This window comes from Martinezella calliandrae, assembly GCF_030272695.1.
GTDB classification, from domain to species: Bacteria; Pseudomonadota; Alphaproteobacteria; order Rhizobiales; family Rhizobiaceae; genus Rhizobium; species Rhizobium calliandrae.
The window spans coordinates 1-12,992 of record NZ_JARFYN010000095.1; the positions used below are offsets into that span (position 1 = coordinate 1).

The window sequence follows — 12,992 nt, forward strand, 5'->3', positions numbered from 1 at the left end:
TGTCTCCTCCTTTGTTCAATAGCTTCAAGCATGTGCATTCGTCGTCAAAGTCGAGAAGGAAAAATCATGGCCAAAGGGCTTGAATACGAACATAAGAGACTGTCGCCTATATTAGGCTTCATAAATCATCGCCCACACGAAATCCCTATGCATCGCAATGAGTTGGGTTGACGTTTGAATTCGCCAAACGCCATACGGTTCTCAAATTGCACCGACAGAGGAAATTGAAAAATGTGGCTCTGTGAGAAAGCGCTCCAATGTCGTGGAATAGCCGTTCCAACTTCCACAGGCGAACCGCTGCCTGCAAAGGCTGACGCTGCCTACAATGCCGTTCTTGAATTGCTTTATGGCTACGCCCGCGTGCCTGCGCAACATCTCAGTGACCAGGATCTTGCCACCACTCTTGGCCTTGGTCGGACACCGATACGCGAAGCGCTCATCCGACTTGCCGCGGAGGGAAAGATCCTCTCCGTTCCTCAAAGAGGCTATTTCACTAGGCCGCTCGTGGAAGGGGCACTGTTGGACTTATATGCTATCGCGCGTCAAACCCTCACCTACGCACTCTGGCGTATGCGGTCGCATGTCCCGGACGATGGCGGCGTACGCGATAAGCCGCCGCGCGACCAGCTCGCAATACATGCGGAAACCATCTTTGCCAACATCGCCCAGTTGTCGGAAAATTGCGAGATTTGCAGAATTATCGACAAATTCTGTTTTTGCTCTCGTCCTATCCGGATGGAAATAATAACGTCGGAGCTTGGCCCTTCTTACGAAAAAAGCCTAGCAAGGCTCATTGACGCGATGCCGCAGTTGAGCAAGGCGACGGGGGCGGTGGAGGCCGCACTAATGAGCCACCTTGATGTCGAACAAAGCGCTCTCCCGCGCGTCGTACAAGAGGTAAACAATCAGCGATCGACAAGTTTTCTTCCGCTGGTGAGAAGTTTGTAGATACGCAATTCTGAGCATTGTCGAGCAGTTCAGCCATTGAGTTTTTTTACACAGCCGGACAAGCGGCTTTCCGTGTCCGGTACTTTATGGTCAGGCGGCGAGCTCAAAACAGAGACATGGTGGCCCGCGGAGCAGTGTACCCAACCTGACCGCCTGTTGTCGCCCAATCGTAGCCGACGCGTTCGGCTCCCTGAGCTGCAGGTTCCTTTGAGGATCTGTTAGGTGTCAGAAGCGTTTAAGCTTTTCTCTCTGGTAACGGCACTATCAGGCGATCCGACCTAAAGAGGTTCGCCTTCTTGAGCGCATCCTCTACAGAGGTCGCACCAAGGCGGGCAACTGCTCGGTCCAGACATAGACAGATTTCGGCTTCACGCTTGCCTTCAAGCAAGGCAATCTCGGAGACATTCCTACCGACCGATATCCACCAAAGGCACGATCTTTCAAAGGGCGAGAGTTTCCGCTTCATGAACACTCGGTAAAAATTCGGTCTATGACCTCGTGATCGATTCTCGGCTTGAACTGCGCAATCAAATTCGACGTCCGACAGATTTTCGTTCCTCGCCGAACAGCCGGCGCACAACACAGCGAAGACAGCGATCGTCGTTTCGCGCCTGCAGAGCTCTCAGATCGCCTTCAACGCTCCGCAACGTTGTTGACCATCCCCGATGGCATCCGCAAGTTTCGCCATCATACACCGGCCAGGCAACCGCAGCAGACTGTCAAGACTTGCCATGTTTGGATGGCGGACATTCGATGAATTGTCTGCAGGACCAAGGCGGAACTCCGCAACGATTTCGCCCAAATGCCGGATCTGAGCCGCCGCGTCGTCCGTTTTCCGTATTTCACGCGCCACTCCTAGCCTTTGGATGTTACAAATCTCTCGATCATGGTTCGAATGTGCCGACTCTCGCCGTTCGAAAAGAGGCTGTCGCCGAGCTTTGCTCGACGACAGCCAAGGCGCCTTGGGAGGCAATCGTACTACGCGGGGCCCATTCGAGCGGATCGTTTGCATGCAAGCACCTGGATCAGTCGCGTATCGAAACACCTGTATGCGGATCGAACCAGTGCAGCTTGTCCAGATCGACCGTCAGCGGCAGCCGCTGCTTCGGCGCGGGGGTCGCCATCGGGGGGATGCGCGCAACCAGCCGGTTCGTAACCTTGCGGCTGAAATCGTCGGGGTCATCCGCATCGCTGACATTGACCGGCGGAGAGGCGATGTCGAAGAACACGAAGGTGTCGGCGCCGAGCGCCTCGGCAACCGGGACCGGCTCATTAAACAGCGCGTCCTGCTCTGGACACACCCGAAACATTTCCGGGCGTATTCCGGCGATGATCTGGCGCCCGGCATAGGCAGACAACGCAGCGCTCGCGGGAACCGGAAAGGTGATGCCGGTGCCTACGATCGTGGCACGCAGGCTTTGGCCATCCGCCTGTAGTTCAGCCCGCACGAAATTCATCGCCGGCGAACCGATAAAGCCGGCAACGAATAGATTCACCGGCCGATCGTAGAGCCGCTGCGGCGTGTCGATCTGCTGCAGGTTGCTTTCGCCGGCATCGGCGACCGGCTTTAGCACCGCAACCCGGTCGCCCATCGTCATCGCCTCGACCTGATCATGGGTGACATAGAGCGTGGTGACGCCGAGACGCTGGTTCAACAGCTTGAGTTCCGCGCGCATCTGAACACGCAGCTTGGCATCGAGATTGGAGAGCGGCTCGTCCATCAGGAAGGCCATCGGGTGGCGGACGATGGCCCGCCCCATCGCCACGCGCTGGCGCTGACCGCCGGAGAGTGCACCGGGCTTTCGGTGCAGGTATTTCGATAGATCGAGCATCTCGGCTACATCGCGCACGAGTTTTTCGATCTTGTCCTTTGGCATTTTGCGCTGCTGCAGGCCGAAGGCCATGTTCTCATAGACCGTCATATGCGGATAAAGCGCGTAGTTCTGGAACACCATCGCAATGTCGCGGTCCTGCGGCTCGGTGTTGGTGACATCCTGATCGTCCATGAGCAGCCGGCCGCTGTTGAGCAATTCGAGCCCGGCTGCCATCCTGAGAAGGGTGGATTTGCCGCAGCCCGACGGTCCGACGAGGACGACGAACTCGCCGTCGGCGACCGTAAAGCTCACATTGGCGACGGCGACGGTCCCGTCCGGATAGGTCTTTCCAATCCCGTCAAAGGTCATGGATGCCATATAATTCTTCTCCCAGTATTTAGAGGCGAGGCAGCCTATCCATCCGGATGAATGCCTCGCGGGGTTGGTGACGGCATCAGCCGATGGTCTGAGGTTTGCCGCTGGCAACGGACTCCTCGATCGCCGCCAGAACCTTGGTATTGGCAAGACCGTCGTTTGCATCGGCAAGCAGGGGCACGTCGCGAACCACGCTGTCGACGAAGCGGGCAATCGACTCCTGCACGAAGCCGCCGATGCGGGTCGCGCCCGTCGGCGTCATGCCGATGTAATCGTTGAATCGCATGCCACCATCGACAATCCGGCGAAGGCCGCCGCTATGGGTCGGATCCGCCTGGATCTGACCCTTTTCCCCGACGAACTCGATTTTGAAATCGACGAGCGACGGGTTGTCACGTGACAGGATCCAGCTGTTTTCCATGGTCACCACCGTGCCCTTGGAAAATTCGAGGATCGAGGCGTGGAAATCCTTTGTCTCGACGCCGCCGGCGGCAAGCGTGCCGGACCGGGCAACGGCATAGACGCGGGTCACCTCGTCTTCGAGGATGAAGCGCAGGACGTCGACGAGATGGCTGCCCAGGAACCAGAGGGCAGAGGATTTCGCAGCCCAGCTCAGCATCTCGAAGGGAACGAAGGTCGTATTCGAAAGCCGCGCCGTGCCATGCTTGGCAATCCCGATCTGACCATCCTGGATCATATCGCGGACCTGCGCCAGGATCGGGTTCACCCGGTTGTGGAAATCGATCATCAGCTTGCCCTTCGACTTTGCGGCAGCCTCGGCGATCTCTTCGGCCTCCTTGACGGTCGTCGCCAGCGGCTTTTCGCTCAAGACATGCTTGTCGGCCTTGAGTGCGGCAAGGATGATCGGCGTGTGGGTGAAGTCGGGGGTTGCCACCGACACGGCGTCGATGCGGTCGCTGGCGATCAGCTTATTGTAGTCGGTGAACGCTTCCGCCGCGCCGAAGCTTTCCTTCATCTTGAGCGCCCTGCCCTCGTCCAGATCGCAGACGCCGACAAGTTCGGTTTCTGGTAGGACGTTGAAGGTATGGGCGTGATTATTGCCCCAAAGGCCGGCGCCGATAACGCCGATACGAAGTTTGCTCATTCTTTTTTACTCCATTCAGACTTTAGAAAAGCTCAGCCTTTGACCGACCCGAAGGTCAGGCCCCGGACGACGTAGCGGTCGAAAACCAGGAAGATGATCATCGGCGGGATCACCGCGAGCACGGCGGCTGCGGCGATGTAGTTCCAGGTCACGCCGCTGGTCGCGAAATATCCAAGGGTCCCGATCGGGAGAGTGGCGGTGGAACGCGAACTCAGCACCAGCGGGAAGGCTGCGTTGTTCCAGGCAAAGACGAAGGCGAACATCGAGGTAACGATGATGCCGGGACGCACAATCGGCAGCGTGATGCGCCACATGATCGTGTACCAGCGGGCACCGTCGACGCGGCCGGCTTCTTCGAGTTCGGCCGGCACCTCGTCGATGAAGCTTTTCATCAGCCAGACGGAGAACGGGATCGTCAACGTCTGGAGAACCAGCACCATCGAGAAGTAGGAGCCCTGCAGGCCGATCCGCGTGATCAACACGAAATACGGAATCAGGAAGGCGATCGGCGGCGCCATCAGCAGGCCGAGATACCAGAGCATGATGTTCTTCTTGCCCCGCAGCTTGAAGCGGGAAAGCGCATAAGCGGCGGGAACCGAGAACGGCAGATTGAGCAGCACCGCGGCGATTGCGACGATCAGCGAGTTCACCAGTTGCGGTGCGTTGGTGCCGGGATCGACCAGGATATGCCGGAAGGCATCGAACGTCGGCTCGAACGTCAGCTGCGGCGGCATTGCAAACGCGGTTTCGGCCGGCCGGATGGCGAGCGCCAGGAACCAGAGTATCGGGCCGATGAAGACGGCCAGGAACAGCAGGCCGGCAGCATAGGTGAGCGCGGTATAGAAGGTCTTGCGGCTTTTCATATCACCACTCCTCATTTCGGAAGGCGAAGAAGACGTAGAGGGCGACGATGATGTTGACGATCAGCACCGCGATCCATGTCTGAGCGCTGACAAGGCCGACATTGAAGTTGACGAGGCCCTGCTCGTAGAGCGAATAGCCGAGCGTGCGCGTCGACGTCCCCGGCCCGCCACGGGTCAGCACCAGCACCGTGTCGAATGTGTTGAAGATCTGCATGAAGCGCAGCATGACGATGATGATCGCGGTGCGCCGGATGAGCGGCAGCTTGATGCGCGTCAGGATCGTCCAGGCCGACGCCCGATCGAGCCTGGCCGCTTCGATTATCTCATCGGGAACCGAAAGCAGGCTTGCGTAGAGAACGATCGCGAAGAACGGCGTCCACTGCCAGATATCGACGAAGAGGATCGCCGCGAGCGCTGTTGCGGGAGAGCCGAGAATGCCTTCCGCCGGGACCGGCAGCCAGAGCGACTGCAGCACCCAGGTGACAAGACCGCCGCCGGGATCGTAGAGATAGCGAAACAGAAATCCGACGACGATCGGCGCGATGGTAGTCGGCAGGATCAGAAGCGCACGCACGACATTCATGCCGGGCAGCGCTTCGAGCAGGACGAGCGCAATCGCCAGGCCAAGCGAGAATTCGATCGCGGTGCCCAGGATCGACAGGATCAGCGTATTCGTGAGCGCCGCGCGGAAGTCGAACGCATTGAGCGCCTGCACGTAGTTGTCCAGCCCGACGAAGGCCAAAGGCTGCGGGCCAACCTGCAGGTTCCAGAAATAGAAGCTCGACTTCAGGGCAAAGAGCAGCGGATAGGCGATCAGCGCGAGCAGCATGATCACCGAAGGCGCGATCAGGAAGTATGGCAGGTTGCGCCGGACGAAGCCGCGCCGGACTGGCGCAAGCGCCTGCGGCGAGCGAAGGGTGGTAGCGTGCATTGTCGAAGTCCAGTTCTTCTTCACTCGTTTCAGCCGGCGCGAACCTTTGCACGCGCCGGCCCGAGGAGAATTCTATTACGCCTTGCCGAGCTTGCCGATCAGGGCCTTGGCGCCATCGAGCGTGTCGGCATAGCTTTCCTTCTGATACGGGATCATCAGATTGCCCTTGAGGATGCTTTCGAACAGGCTGTTCGTGCGCTCGAGCGCCGTCTTCGGATCTTCGTTGCCGGTCAGAAGCTGGTTGAGCGTGAGGCCGAGCACACTTTCGACGGCGGTGTAGCCGGGAACCGGCGGACGCGTGATCTTGCCGTTGCCCTGCTTCATCATGTCGTACTGGACATCGAGGTAGGGATAGATCTTCTTGACGTCGGCGTCCTCGTAGAGCGACTTGCGGGCAAAATCCGAGAACTGGAAATTGAGGTCCGGCCACTCGGCCATCTTCTTCTGCGTCGCCTTCGACGTCGCCCATTTGATGAAGGCATAGCCGTTGTCCTGCCGGTCGGAACTGGAGGGAACACCGAGGCTCCAGCCACCGAGGCTCACCGTCTGGGAGACTCCTTCGGCCTTCGGAAGTGCGGCGGTCGCGTATTTGTTGATGACATCGGATTTCTTGCCCGTCATGTAGCCGGAATTCTTCACCAGATAGAAATACGGCGTCCACCAGTAGAACATGCCGATATCGCCCTTGGCGAAGCGGGTGCCGGCATCGAACCAGACGTAGTTGATCGCTTCGGGCGGCGAGAGCTTATAGAGCTGCCGGTAGACATCGACCGACTTTGCCCAGGCCGGGCTGGTGAGCTGCGGCGAGAAATCCCAGGGCGCGCCGGGGAAGGACTTGAACCAGCTCGCGCCGTGGCTCGCCGAAAGCTGGGTAAACATGTGCGTAATCGGCGACGGCTGCGATCCGCAAATCACCGTCGGGAAGAGCGGCTTGCCGTCGAACGACTTGCCTTCGAGCGCCTTCAGCGTCTCGATATACTTCGTCCAGGTCCAGTGTTCGGCGGCCTTGGTCGGCGGTGCGGCGATGCCAAAGCTCTCGAAGATATCCTTGCGGTACATCACCCCTTGCGCGTAAGCCGCCACCGGCAGCGTTGCAATCTGCCCGCGCCACATGTTCGACGAATAGAGGACCTCCGGGATGAAGTCGGCGAGGTCGATGTCGCTGTCCTTGGCGATGTAGTCGTTGAGAGAAATGATCCAGCCGTTGTCGAGATACTGGCCAAGCCACATCTGGTCGACGGCAATCACGTCGGCATCCGAGGTCTTTGCGACGAAGGCGGAGACCAGGCGCGTCTGCAGCGCGTCGTAGGAAAGGCTTTCGAGTTCAACCTTGATGCCCGTTTCCTTCTCGAATTCCGGGATCATCGCTTTCATCGAGAAGAAGAACGGATCTTCGACCGACAGAACGCGCACGGTCTTGGCGTCTTGGGCAGACGCACGCCGCGGCGCGACAAGTGAGCCTGCACTTGATGCCAAGAGAGCCGCGACCGATGCTGACTTCAGCATGTTCCGGCGCGACATATTTCCGATATCGAATGTCATGTATGCCTCCTCAGTTGCTCGTAATCCAACCTCACTCGATGCCGGGAAGCCTGTTGGCGCCGAGCTCGATTTCGATTGTTGCCCCTCGATCTGCCGCTTTCAGCAGTTTGTTTGTACTTCGCACAAACTTATGTTACTGTCAAGAAGTCGTCACAGGGATTCCTCGAGCTAGCCTGGCCAGCCATCGATCTGGTTGTTCTGTGCGACGCAGGCAAGCGCCATCTGGTCGAGCAAGCGCTCAGGGGCTAGAAAGACGGCTGCCAAATCGGAGATAGAAATTGAAGTTCGGAAATCAGCCATCCTATTCGCTGGGGCAACGCAGTGCTTCCACCAAGGAAGCGCTGGCTGGCGAAGGTGGCAATGTAACGCTCGTTTCCCAGTCCACTCTCGGCGAGATCAATCGCGGCCGGGTGCTGCAGGCGTTGTACGACAATGGTCCCAAAAGCCGTGCGGAGCTCGCCCGTTTGGCCGGCGTCAACCGGACGACCATTACCGGCATCGTCCAGCCGATGATCGAAGAGGGCCTGCTTGTCGAAGGCGATGCGGTGCCCTCCGACTTCAAGGGCGGCAAGCCGGCACGTCCGATCTATTTCAATCCGGAAGCCCCGATGCTCGGCGCCGTGCTCCTCCTGCCAGGCCGGATCCAGACATGTCTCGTGACCCTCAGCGGCGAAATCAAAGCGCTGACAAAGGCGGAATTCGATCCGCATGGGGACAGGGATATGTTCCTGACCACCATAAAGGACACCTTATCCGTGACGCTCGCACAAGCCCATCAGGCGCCCTTCGGGATTGGCATAGCCTCGGGAGGCATGATCGACAGCGATAATGGCGTGATCCTTGCCGTCAATCTCGCGCCCGTTCTGACCGGCCTTCCTCTGGTCGACATCCTGCAGAAGCATTTTTCACTCCCTGTCGTCATCGATCACCATCCGCGCGCGCTGCTCGTTGGCGACCGGTGGTTCGGGCCGGGACGAGGCCAGCGGACATTCGCAGCCATTTATACCGGCGAAGTATTGGGCGGCGCGTTCTACATCGACGGACGCGTCTATCGGGGGCTTGCTGGCTCCGGAGGCGAACTTGGCCATACGGTGGTCCAGATCGATGGAGAACTCTGCAATTGCGGCAAGCACGGATGTTGGGAAACCGTCGCCGCTCTGCCCTGGTTGCGGCGCGAAGCGGCTCGACAAGGCATGGAAAATCCCGAGACTGTCACCTGCGCTCGCCTCGTTAAAGGGGCCGCCGAGGGGTCGGAGGCTGCGGACGGTCTGCTGGACCGCTATACACGAAACGTGGCGTTCGGGATTCTTAACTTGCAACAGACCCTGTCGCTCAATTCCTATGTCCTGCACGGCGATATCGCAGGCGGCGGCGTAGACGCAGCCGAGCGCGTCAGGCAGCATGTCGAGCGCCTGGTCAGGAAGCGGCCGAACCAGGAAATTTCCATCACGGTGAATGGTATTGGCGAAGGTCACACCGCATTGCGAGGGGCAGCTGGCTTGGTCTTGTCCAGCCACCTCAAGCTCGTCATCTAGCATGATACGATCGCTGGGGCCGGAGCGGCCGATCCTGACGGTTAAGCCATTGTCGTTTCAATTATCGGTGGGGCCAAAACAAGAGAGGGCGCTCGACCTTCTCAGGGAGCGCCCTCTCTTTCCAACCCGGACAGCCTCGAACGCCAAATGAACGATCATCGAGCAGGAAGCCATCGATGCGGGCGGTAATCGGCAAGTATGGTCTGGCGTATCGGTTTTCAAGTGGCGGCTGCTCGATCGAATTGCTAGCGCGGGGGCGCTTAGTTCGATCCGGGGGGCATGGTATCATCCAGTCACGACGATCCATTGCGGAACGTGCAATTGCCCGCGCGCGTGCTCGTGGAACGCCGATCGACGACGACTCCAAATTCGTCGCGCTCGTTGAGTTGTGGATCGAAGGCGAGATCGACATGAAGGAGATGCGTCTGCGCTATGTGAAGCTGCTCGACCAGCGAGCTCATTCACACTTTGCTCGTTCGCAATAGGATCAACGCGACGTCATTCCTAAGGTCGACTAAACGGACAATGGATCAACCTTCGATCGGGTCCTCGACAAAAGGGGCGATCTGGATTGGCCTTGAAAGCGCAAGTCCCGCATCTAGTGAAGCGGGACCAATAAATGTCAGATCCGGATGAGAGCCAGCCGAGCGGTTCGCGCCGGGTGAGTGTTCTGTTTAACCTTCAACGGGGCCATGCCTGCCGTCATGCCGGCTTCGAGGCAAGCATCCATGAATGCCTCTCGCGCGATGACGGCGGCTACGGTGCCGTTGAGGGCACCGCGACAGGTTTTGACCGCGCGCTGATGGCGTTCGCCAAAGCGCAATGGCCATTCGTTTTCGAGAAAATCCAGGGCGTCGTAAACGCCTGCAAATGTCCGCTCGAGACCGCTCTGCAGTCGGATCGTGATCGGACGAGTCCATGAAACATCATTCACCGGCATCTGATTCCTCCTTTCCACGCCACCTGTGATCCTGCGAAAGATATTGGAATAACTTCCGAACGTTCAAGTATCGCCGCGATGCCGAGCCGCGTTGATTGAGCTGGCGGAGCAACCCTCAAGCGAAGCGGACGGCAATGGCCGCCTGCCACAATTCGACGCGATTGTGAGATTTTGCTACCGCGACCGGTAGCATTGGCGCGCCGTCGTTAGCTGCTAATGTCGGCATGGTATAGGTTGCCGGCCAAATAGAGGTTGCCGGCCGCACGTCGTCCAGAAGATCGTTTGAAGAAAAAGGCGAGTAGGCCGCCGCTGCGACCGCGGTCAATTTCCTCGCCAAGGCAATAGAGCAAGCATTCCCCATTGCCCTTCGACAAATTCGAATCATCCCCAAACTCCGTCAAAAGCAGCTTCGATCATATGCGTCTATCGGTGAAATCCTGCCATTCGTCTCGACGTTTCTGATTAGGCATTGGCATGCACCAACAACTCCTATCGGCGGTGTGTTAGTCTGGAGTTGATTTAGGTCGCCTTGAGGTCCGTCAAAGCTTTGTCAAAGGCACCCTTGATCGGCTTTGAGATCTCCGCCACCGCCTTGTTTGCCAATGCGCGGAATTCCTTGGCCTGCTCGATGCCTGCGTCAACGCGCTTACGGAGGTAGGTCGACTGCAGTTCAAAGAATTGCGACGGCGAATTCGCGCCGAGCAACGCTTGCAAGTGCGAGAAGCCGGCTTCGGTATTGGCCTGCAGTGCAGCGACCGTCTTCAGCGTTAATTCGTAGCCAACCAGATTGGTAGTTTCGAAGATTGGGGTAAGCATTTTCTGCGTCTCTTCAGCGCTCGACGCAAACTTCAAAAAGGCTTCTGTCAACTGCTTGTTCCCCTTTTCTACGGACGCGCCAAACTGATCGACCACCTTGGGGGCCGACAACGCTGGGTTTTCGATGGTTTCAAAAGACCTTTCTGAAATCTTCGTCATTGCGATTTTCCTTCTCATTGACATTGGTTGTGACCTGTTGATGTCGGCGCAGCGACCATCTTGGAGAATTTTGACGCTTGCTGTTTGCCTTGTGGCGAGGATCTGCAAACTTCAAGCCAGCGGGGTGGGGCTCTAAAAAAGGTGCCTTTCGATTATCGTTCCGCGGCTTAAGGGGTATGCCTGGAGACTTTCGCGTCTACCATGTCATTTATTGTCGAATTAGCGACACTTTCAAACATGGGATAGAGCGACCATCTGAATGATCGCTTTGCTCCGCAACGATTTATTTCATTCGGCACGAAGTATGCATGGTTTATGACAAACCTGCGAGCGCAAAGGCTCTGATGTTGTTTAGCACCAATACGCGGACGATTGGTTTTGTAGGGCTCAAAAGGTTCTGGCCAACGCTGCTCGACGAAGCTGTCGAAAAGCACAGTTGGCAGCGAAATATCCGTCGGGATGAAATCACCGGAGTTAAAGATGAATAGATATTTTTGCGAATTCCTAGGAACCTTTGCGCTCATTTTCTTCGGCTGCGGCACACTTCTTTTTATGCGTCTGGAGGTCGGCCTTCTCGGTGTCGCTCTTGCCTTCGGGTTGACCGTAGTGGCCATGGCTTACACGATTGGCCCAGTTTCAGGTGCTCATCTCAATCCGGCTGTCAGCCTAGGTTTTCTCGTTTCGCGGCGATTTGGACTATGGGATTTCGTGGCTTATGTCTTTGCGCAAAGCGCGGGAGCTATCGCAGCGACAGGCACGCTCTACCTGATCGCCACGGACAAGCTCGGCGGTTACGATATTGCGACAGAAGGTTTCGCTCAGAATGGTTGGGGAGCCTACGGGATGAAATCTGCGTTCCTGTTTGAGTTCGTCTCCTCGTTTCTGTTCGTGACTGAGGATAGCGGAGGCACTCTCGCAGGATTTGCGATCGGTTTAACCTTAATTGCAATCCATCTGGCCGGCGTTACGGTTTCGGGTTCTTCTGTCAACCCTGCAAGATCACTCGGGCCGGCACTCTTCGCAGGAGAGATCGCGCGCTCTCAGCTCTGGCTCTATATATTTGCACCAATGCTCGGTGCAATTGCAGCGGGCCTTCTTCAGCTCAGTGGAATTCTCGCGTACCGACCGACAAGCAACCTGTCGAAGCGTGAGGGCACCATCTTTGCAGACCGAAGTAGAGCTGACGCGCCTCGCCACTATCGACCTCGCCTCTGATCCGCCGTTCGGCGATATTGTCCTCTTGATCGCTGCCAAACTCCACCAGACCGCGCATGTGCGGCGATACCGTTTCCCATTTGCAGAGCCATGTCTGCCTACTCCAACCGGTCAATTCATTAGAGATGGCCGATTAAATCAGCATTCCTTCACGAGAGGAAAACGGTCGCTTACGACGGAGGCTCGGGAACGCTCTACCCGAACGAAGAAAATCCTCCGGTCTGCTGTGCGGCCAATGGCCGAAAATGGACATACGATCGATTTTTGCGGCTGACGTTCGAGCAGGGCTTTGCGAGGAATTCAAAAGATCCGCAAGATATTCGTTCCCATTTATCTGCTGGAGCCACCCGAAACCGAGCATTATGAGCTCCGTTCATTGCTTCATGAATAAATGCCATTTCTGATTTGGTTGGCCTCATGATATGGCGCTTCGGTCACCAAATATCCCCCTTGAGAGCCACATTGAGAACCAATGCCATCACTCGGATCTGGGAAATTTCAAGAGATTGGCTGGCCGGTACGCCGCGTTCCTATTGCTGCTTGCGGCAAACTCGAGCGATAAACTTTGACGAAGGTCGATATCTCCGAACTCCAGTCGACAGCAAATAAGAGGTCTTGCATGCGCGCTGACGTGCAGTGGAAATTGCGCCGGGAAAGCGAGTTGGAACTCGCCGAACATGTCGAACTCGCCGAGTTCTTTCGAAAGACCTATGGGCCAACCGGGGCCTTTAATGCAAAGCCGTTCGAGG

At 57.4% G+C, this 12,992-nt stretch carries 13 protein-coding genes and 1 pseudogene; 6 read left to right on the plus strand and 8 right to left on the minus strand.

Annotated elements, in window-relative coordinates; all coding sequences use genetic code 11:
- Nucleotides 1-231 precede the first annotated feature (231 nt).
- Nucleotides 232-948 carry a GntR family transcriptional regulator gene (locus PY650_RS34680; protein WP_285884561.1) on the plus strand — a complete coding sequence of 239 codons (717 nt, stop codon included), beginning with the start codon at nucleotides 232-234 and terminating at the stop codon, nucleotides 946-948.
- Between the two features lie 1,025 nt (nucleotides 949-1,973).
- On the opposite strand, the gene PY650_RS34685 is transcribed toward PY650_RS34680, so the two are convergent.
- The 5 genes from PY650_RS34685 to PY650_RS34705 form a co-directional block, all read right to left on the minus strand.
- Nucleotides 1,974-3,140 (minus strand): ABC transporter ATP-binding protein, encoded by a 1,167-nt coding sequence (locus PY650_RS34685; protein WP_285884563.1) that lies wholly within the window; start codon nucleotides 3,138-3,140, stop codon nucleotides 1,974-1,976.
- 76 nt (nucleotides 3,141-3,216) lie between these two features.
- Nucleotides 3,217-4,242 carry a Gfo/Idh/MocA family protein gene (locus PY650_RS34690; RefSeq protein WP_285884564.1) on the minus strand — a complete coding sequence of 342 codons (1,026 nt, stop codon included), beginning with the start codon at nucleotides 4,240-4,242 and terminating at the stop codon, nucleotides 3,217-3,219.
- Between the two features lie 32 nt (nucleotides 4,243-4,274).
- The gene (locus PY650_RS34695) at nucleotides 4,275-5,105 is read right to left on the minus strand and encodes a carbohydrate ABC transporter permease (protein ID WP_285884566.1); all 831 of its coding nucleotides are present in this window, start codon (nucleotides 5,103-5,105) and stop codon (nucleotides 4,275-4,277) included.
- 1 nt (nucleotide 5,106) lies between these two features.
- On the minus strand, nucleotides 5,107-6,036 hold the full coding sequence (locus tag PY650_RS34700; RefSeq protein WP_285884568.1) for a carbohydrate ABC transporter permease: 930 nt from the start codon (nucleotides 6,034-6,036) through the stop codon (nucleotides 5,107-5,109).
- Between the two features lie 75 nt (nucleotides 6,037-6,111).
- Nucleotides 6,112-7,578, minus strand: a complete 1,467-nt coding sequence (locus PY650_RS34705; protein ID WP_285884570.1) for an ABC transporter substrate-binding protein — start codon at nucleotides 7,576-7,578, stop codon at nucleotides 6,112-6,114.
- A gap of 278 nt (nucleotides 7,579-7,856) precedes the next feature.
- Here PY650_RS34705 and PY650_RS34710 point away from each other — a divergent pair, with 278 nt between their 5' ends.
- Entirely contained in the window at nucleotides 7,857-9,113 is a 1,257-nt protein-coding gene (locus tag PY650_RS34710) for an ROK family transcriptional regulator (RefSeq protein WP_285884572.1), read from the plus strand.
- A gap of 176 nt (nucleotides 9,114-9,289) precedes the next feature.
- Complete coding sequence (locus PY650_RS34715) at nucleotides 9,290-9,598, plus strand: hypothetical protein (protein ID WP_285884573.1); 309 nt, start codon at nucleotides 9,290-9,292, stop codon at nucleotides 9,596-9,598.
- Nucleotides 9,599-9,735: 137 nt separating this feature from the next.
- Here PY650_RS34715 and PY650_RS34720 read toward each other — a convergent pair whose 3' ends face one another.
- The 3 genes from PY650_RS34720 to PY650_RS34730 form a co-directional block, all read right to left on the minus strand.
- Nucleotides 9,736-10,053 carry a DUF982 domain-containing protein gene (locus PY650_RS34720; RefSeq protein WP_120708859.1) on the minus strand — a complete coding sequence of 106 codons (318 nt, stop codon included), beginning with the start codon at nucleotides 10,051-10,053 and terminating at the stop codon, nucleotides 9,736-9,738.
- Nucleotides 10,054-10,168: 115 nt separating this feature from the next.
- Entirely contained in the window at nucleotides 10,169-10,378 is a 210-nt protein-coding gene (locus tag PY650_RS34725) for a hypothetical protein (protein ID WP_285884575.1), read from the minus strand.
- Nucleotides 10,379-10,572: 194 nt separating this feature from the next.
- Entirely contained in the window at nucleotides 10,573-11,028 is a 456-nt protein-coding gene (locus tag PY650_RS34730) for a phasin (RefSeq protein ID WP_285884579.1), read from the minus strand.
- 308 nt (nucleotides 11,029-11,336) lie between these two features.
- Between PY650_RS34730 and PY650_RS34735 the strand changes: the two genes are divergently transcribed.
- The 3 genes and pseudogenes from PY650_RS34735 to PY650_RS34745 form a co-directional block, all read left to right on the plus strand.
- Nucleotides 11,337-11,516: a hypothetical protein gene (locus tag PY650_RS34735; RefSeq protein WP_285884577.1), complete on the plus strand. Its 180-nt coding sequence runs from the start codon at nucleotides 11,337-11,339 to the stop codon at nucleotides 11,514-11,516.
- On the plus strand, nucleotides 11,509-12,243 hold the full coding sequence (locus tag PY650_RS34740) for an aquaporin (protein ID WP_285884581.1): 735 nt from the start codon (nucleotides 11,509-11,511) through the stop codon (nucleotides 12,241-12,243). Before PY650_RS34735 ends, PY650_RS34740 begins: the two co-directional genes overlap by 8 nt.
- Nucleotides 12,244-12,862: 619 nt before the next feature.
- A pseudogene (locus PY650_RS34745) lies at nucleotides 12,863-12,992 on the plus strand (acyltransferase); the annotation flags it as partial.

Bases quoted from the DNA above. Each gene is read 5' to 3' on its own strand.
- PY650_RS34680 (WP_285884561.1), top strand. From the start codon at position 232: ATGTGGCTCTGTGAGAAAGCGCTCCAATGTCGTGGAATAGCCGTTCCA.
- PY650_RS34685 (WP_285884563.1), bottom strand. From the start codon at position 3,140: ATGGCATCCATGACCTTTGACGGGATTGGAAAGACCTATCCGGACGGG.
- PY650_RS34690 (WP_285884564.1), bottom strand. From the start codon at position 4,242: ATGAGCAAACTTCGTATCGGCGTTATCGGCGCCGGCCTTTGGGGCAAT.
- PY650_RS34695 (WP_285884566.1), bottom strand. From the start codon at position 5,105: ATGAAAAGCCGCAAGACCTTCTATACCGCGCTCACCTATGCTGCCGGC.
- PY650_RS34700 (WP_285884568.1), bottom strand. From the start codon at position 6,036: ATGCACGCTACCACCCTTCGCTCGCCGCAGGCGCTTGCGCCAGTCCGG.
- PY650_RS34705 (WP_285884570.1), bottom strand. From the start codon at position 7,578: ATGACATTCGATATCGGAAATATGTCGCGCCGGAACATGCTGAAGTCA.
- PY650_RS34715 (WP_285884573.1), top strand. From the start codon at position 9,290: ATGCGGGCGGTAATCGGCAAGTATGGTCTGGCGTATCGGTTTTCAAGT.
- PY650_RS34720 (WP_120708859.1), bottom strand. From the start codon at position 10,053: ATGCCGGTGAATGATGTTTCATGGACTCGTCCGATCACGATCCGACTG.
- PY650_RS34730 (WP_285884579.1), bottom strand. From the start codon at position 11,028: ATGACGAAGATTTCAGAAAGGTCTTTTGAAACCATCGAAAACCCAGCG.
- PY650_RS34735 (WP_285884577.1), top strand. From the start codon at position 11,337: ATGGTTTATGACAAACCTGCGAGCGCAAAGGCTCTGATGTTGTTTAGC.
- PY650_RS34740 (WP_285884581.1), top strand. From the start codon at position 11,509: ATGAATAGATATTTTTGCGAATTCCTAGGAACCTTTGCGCTCATTTTC.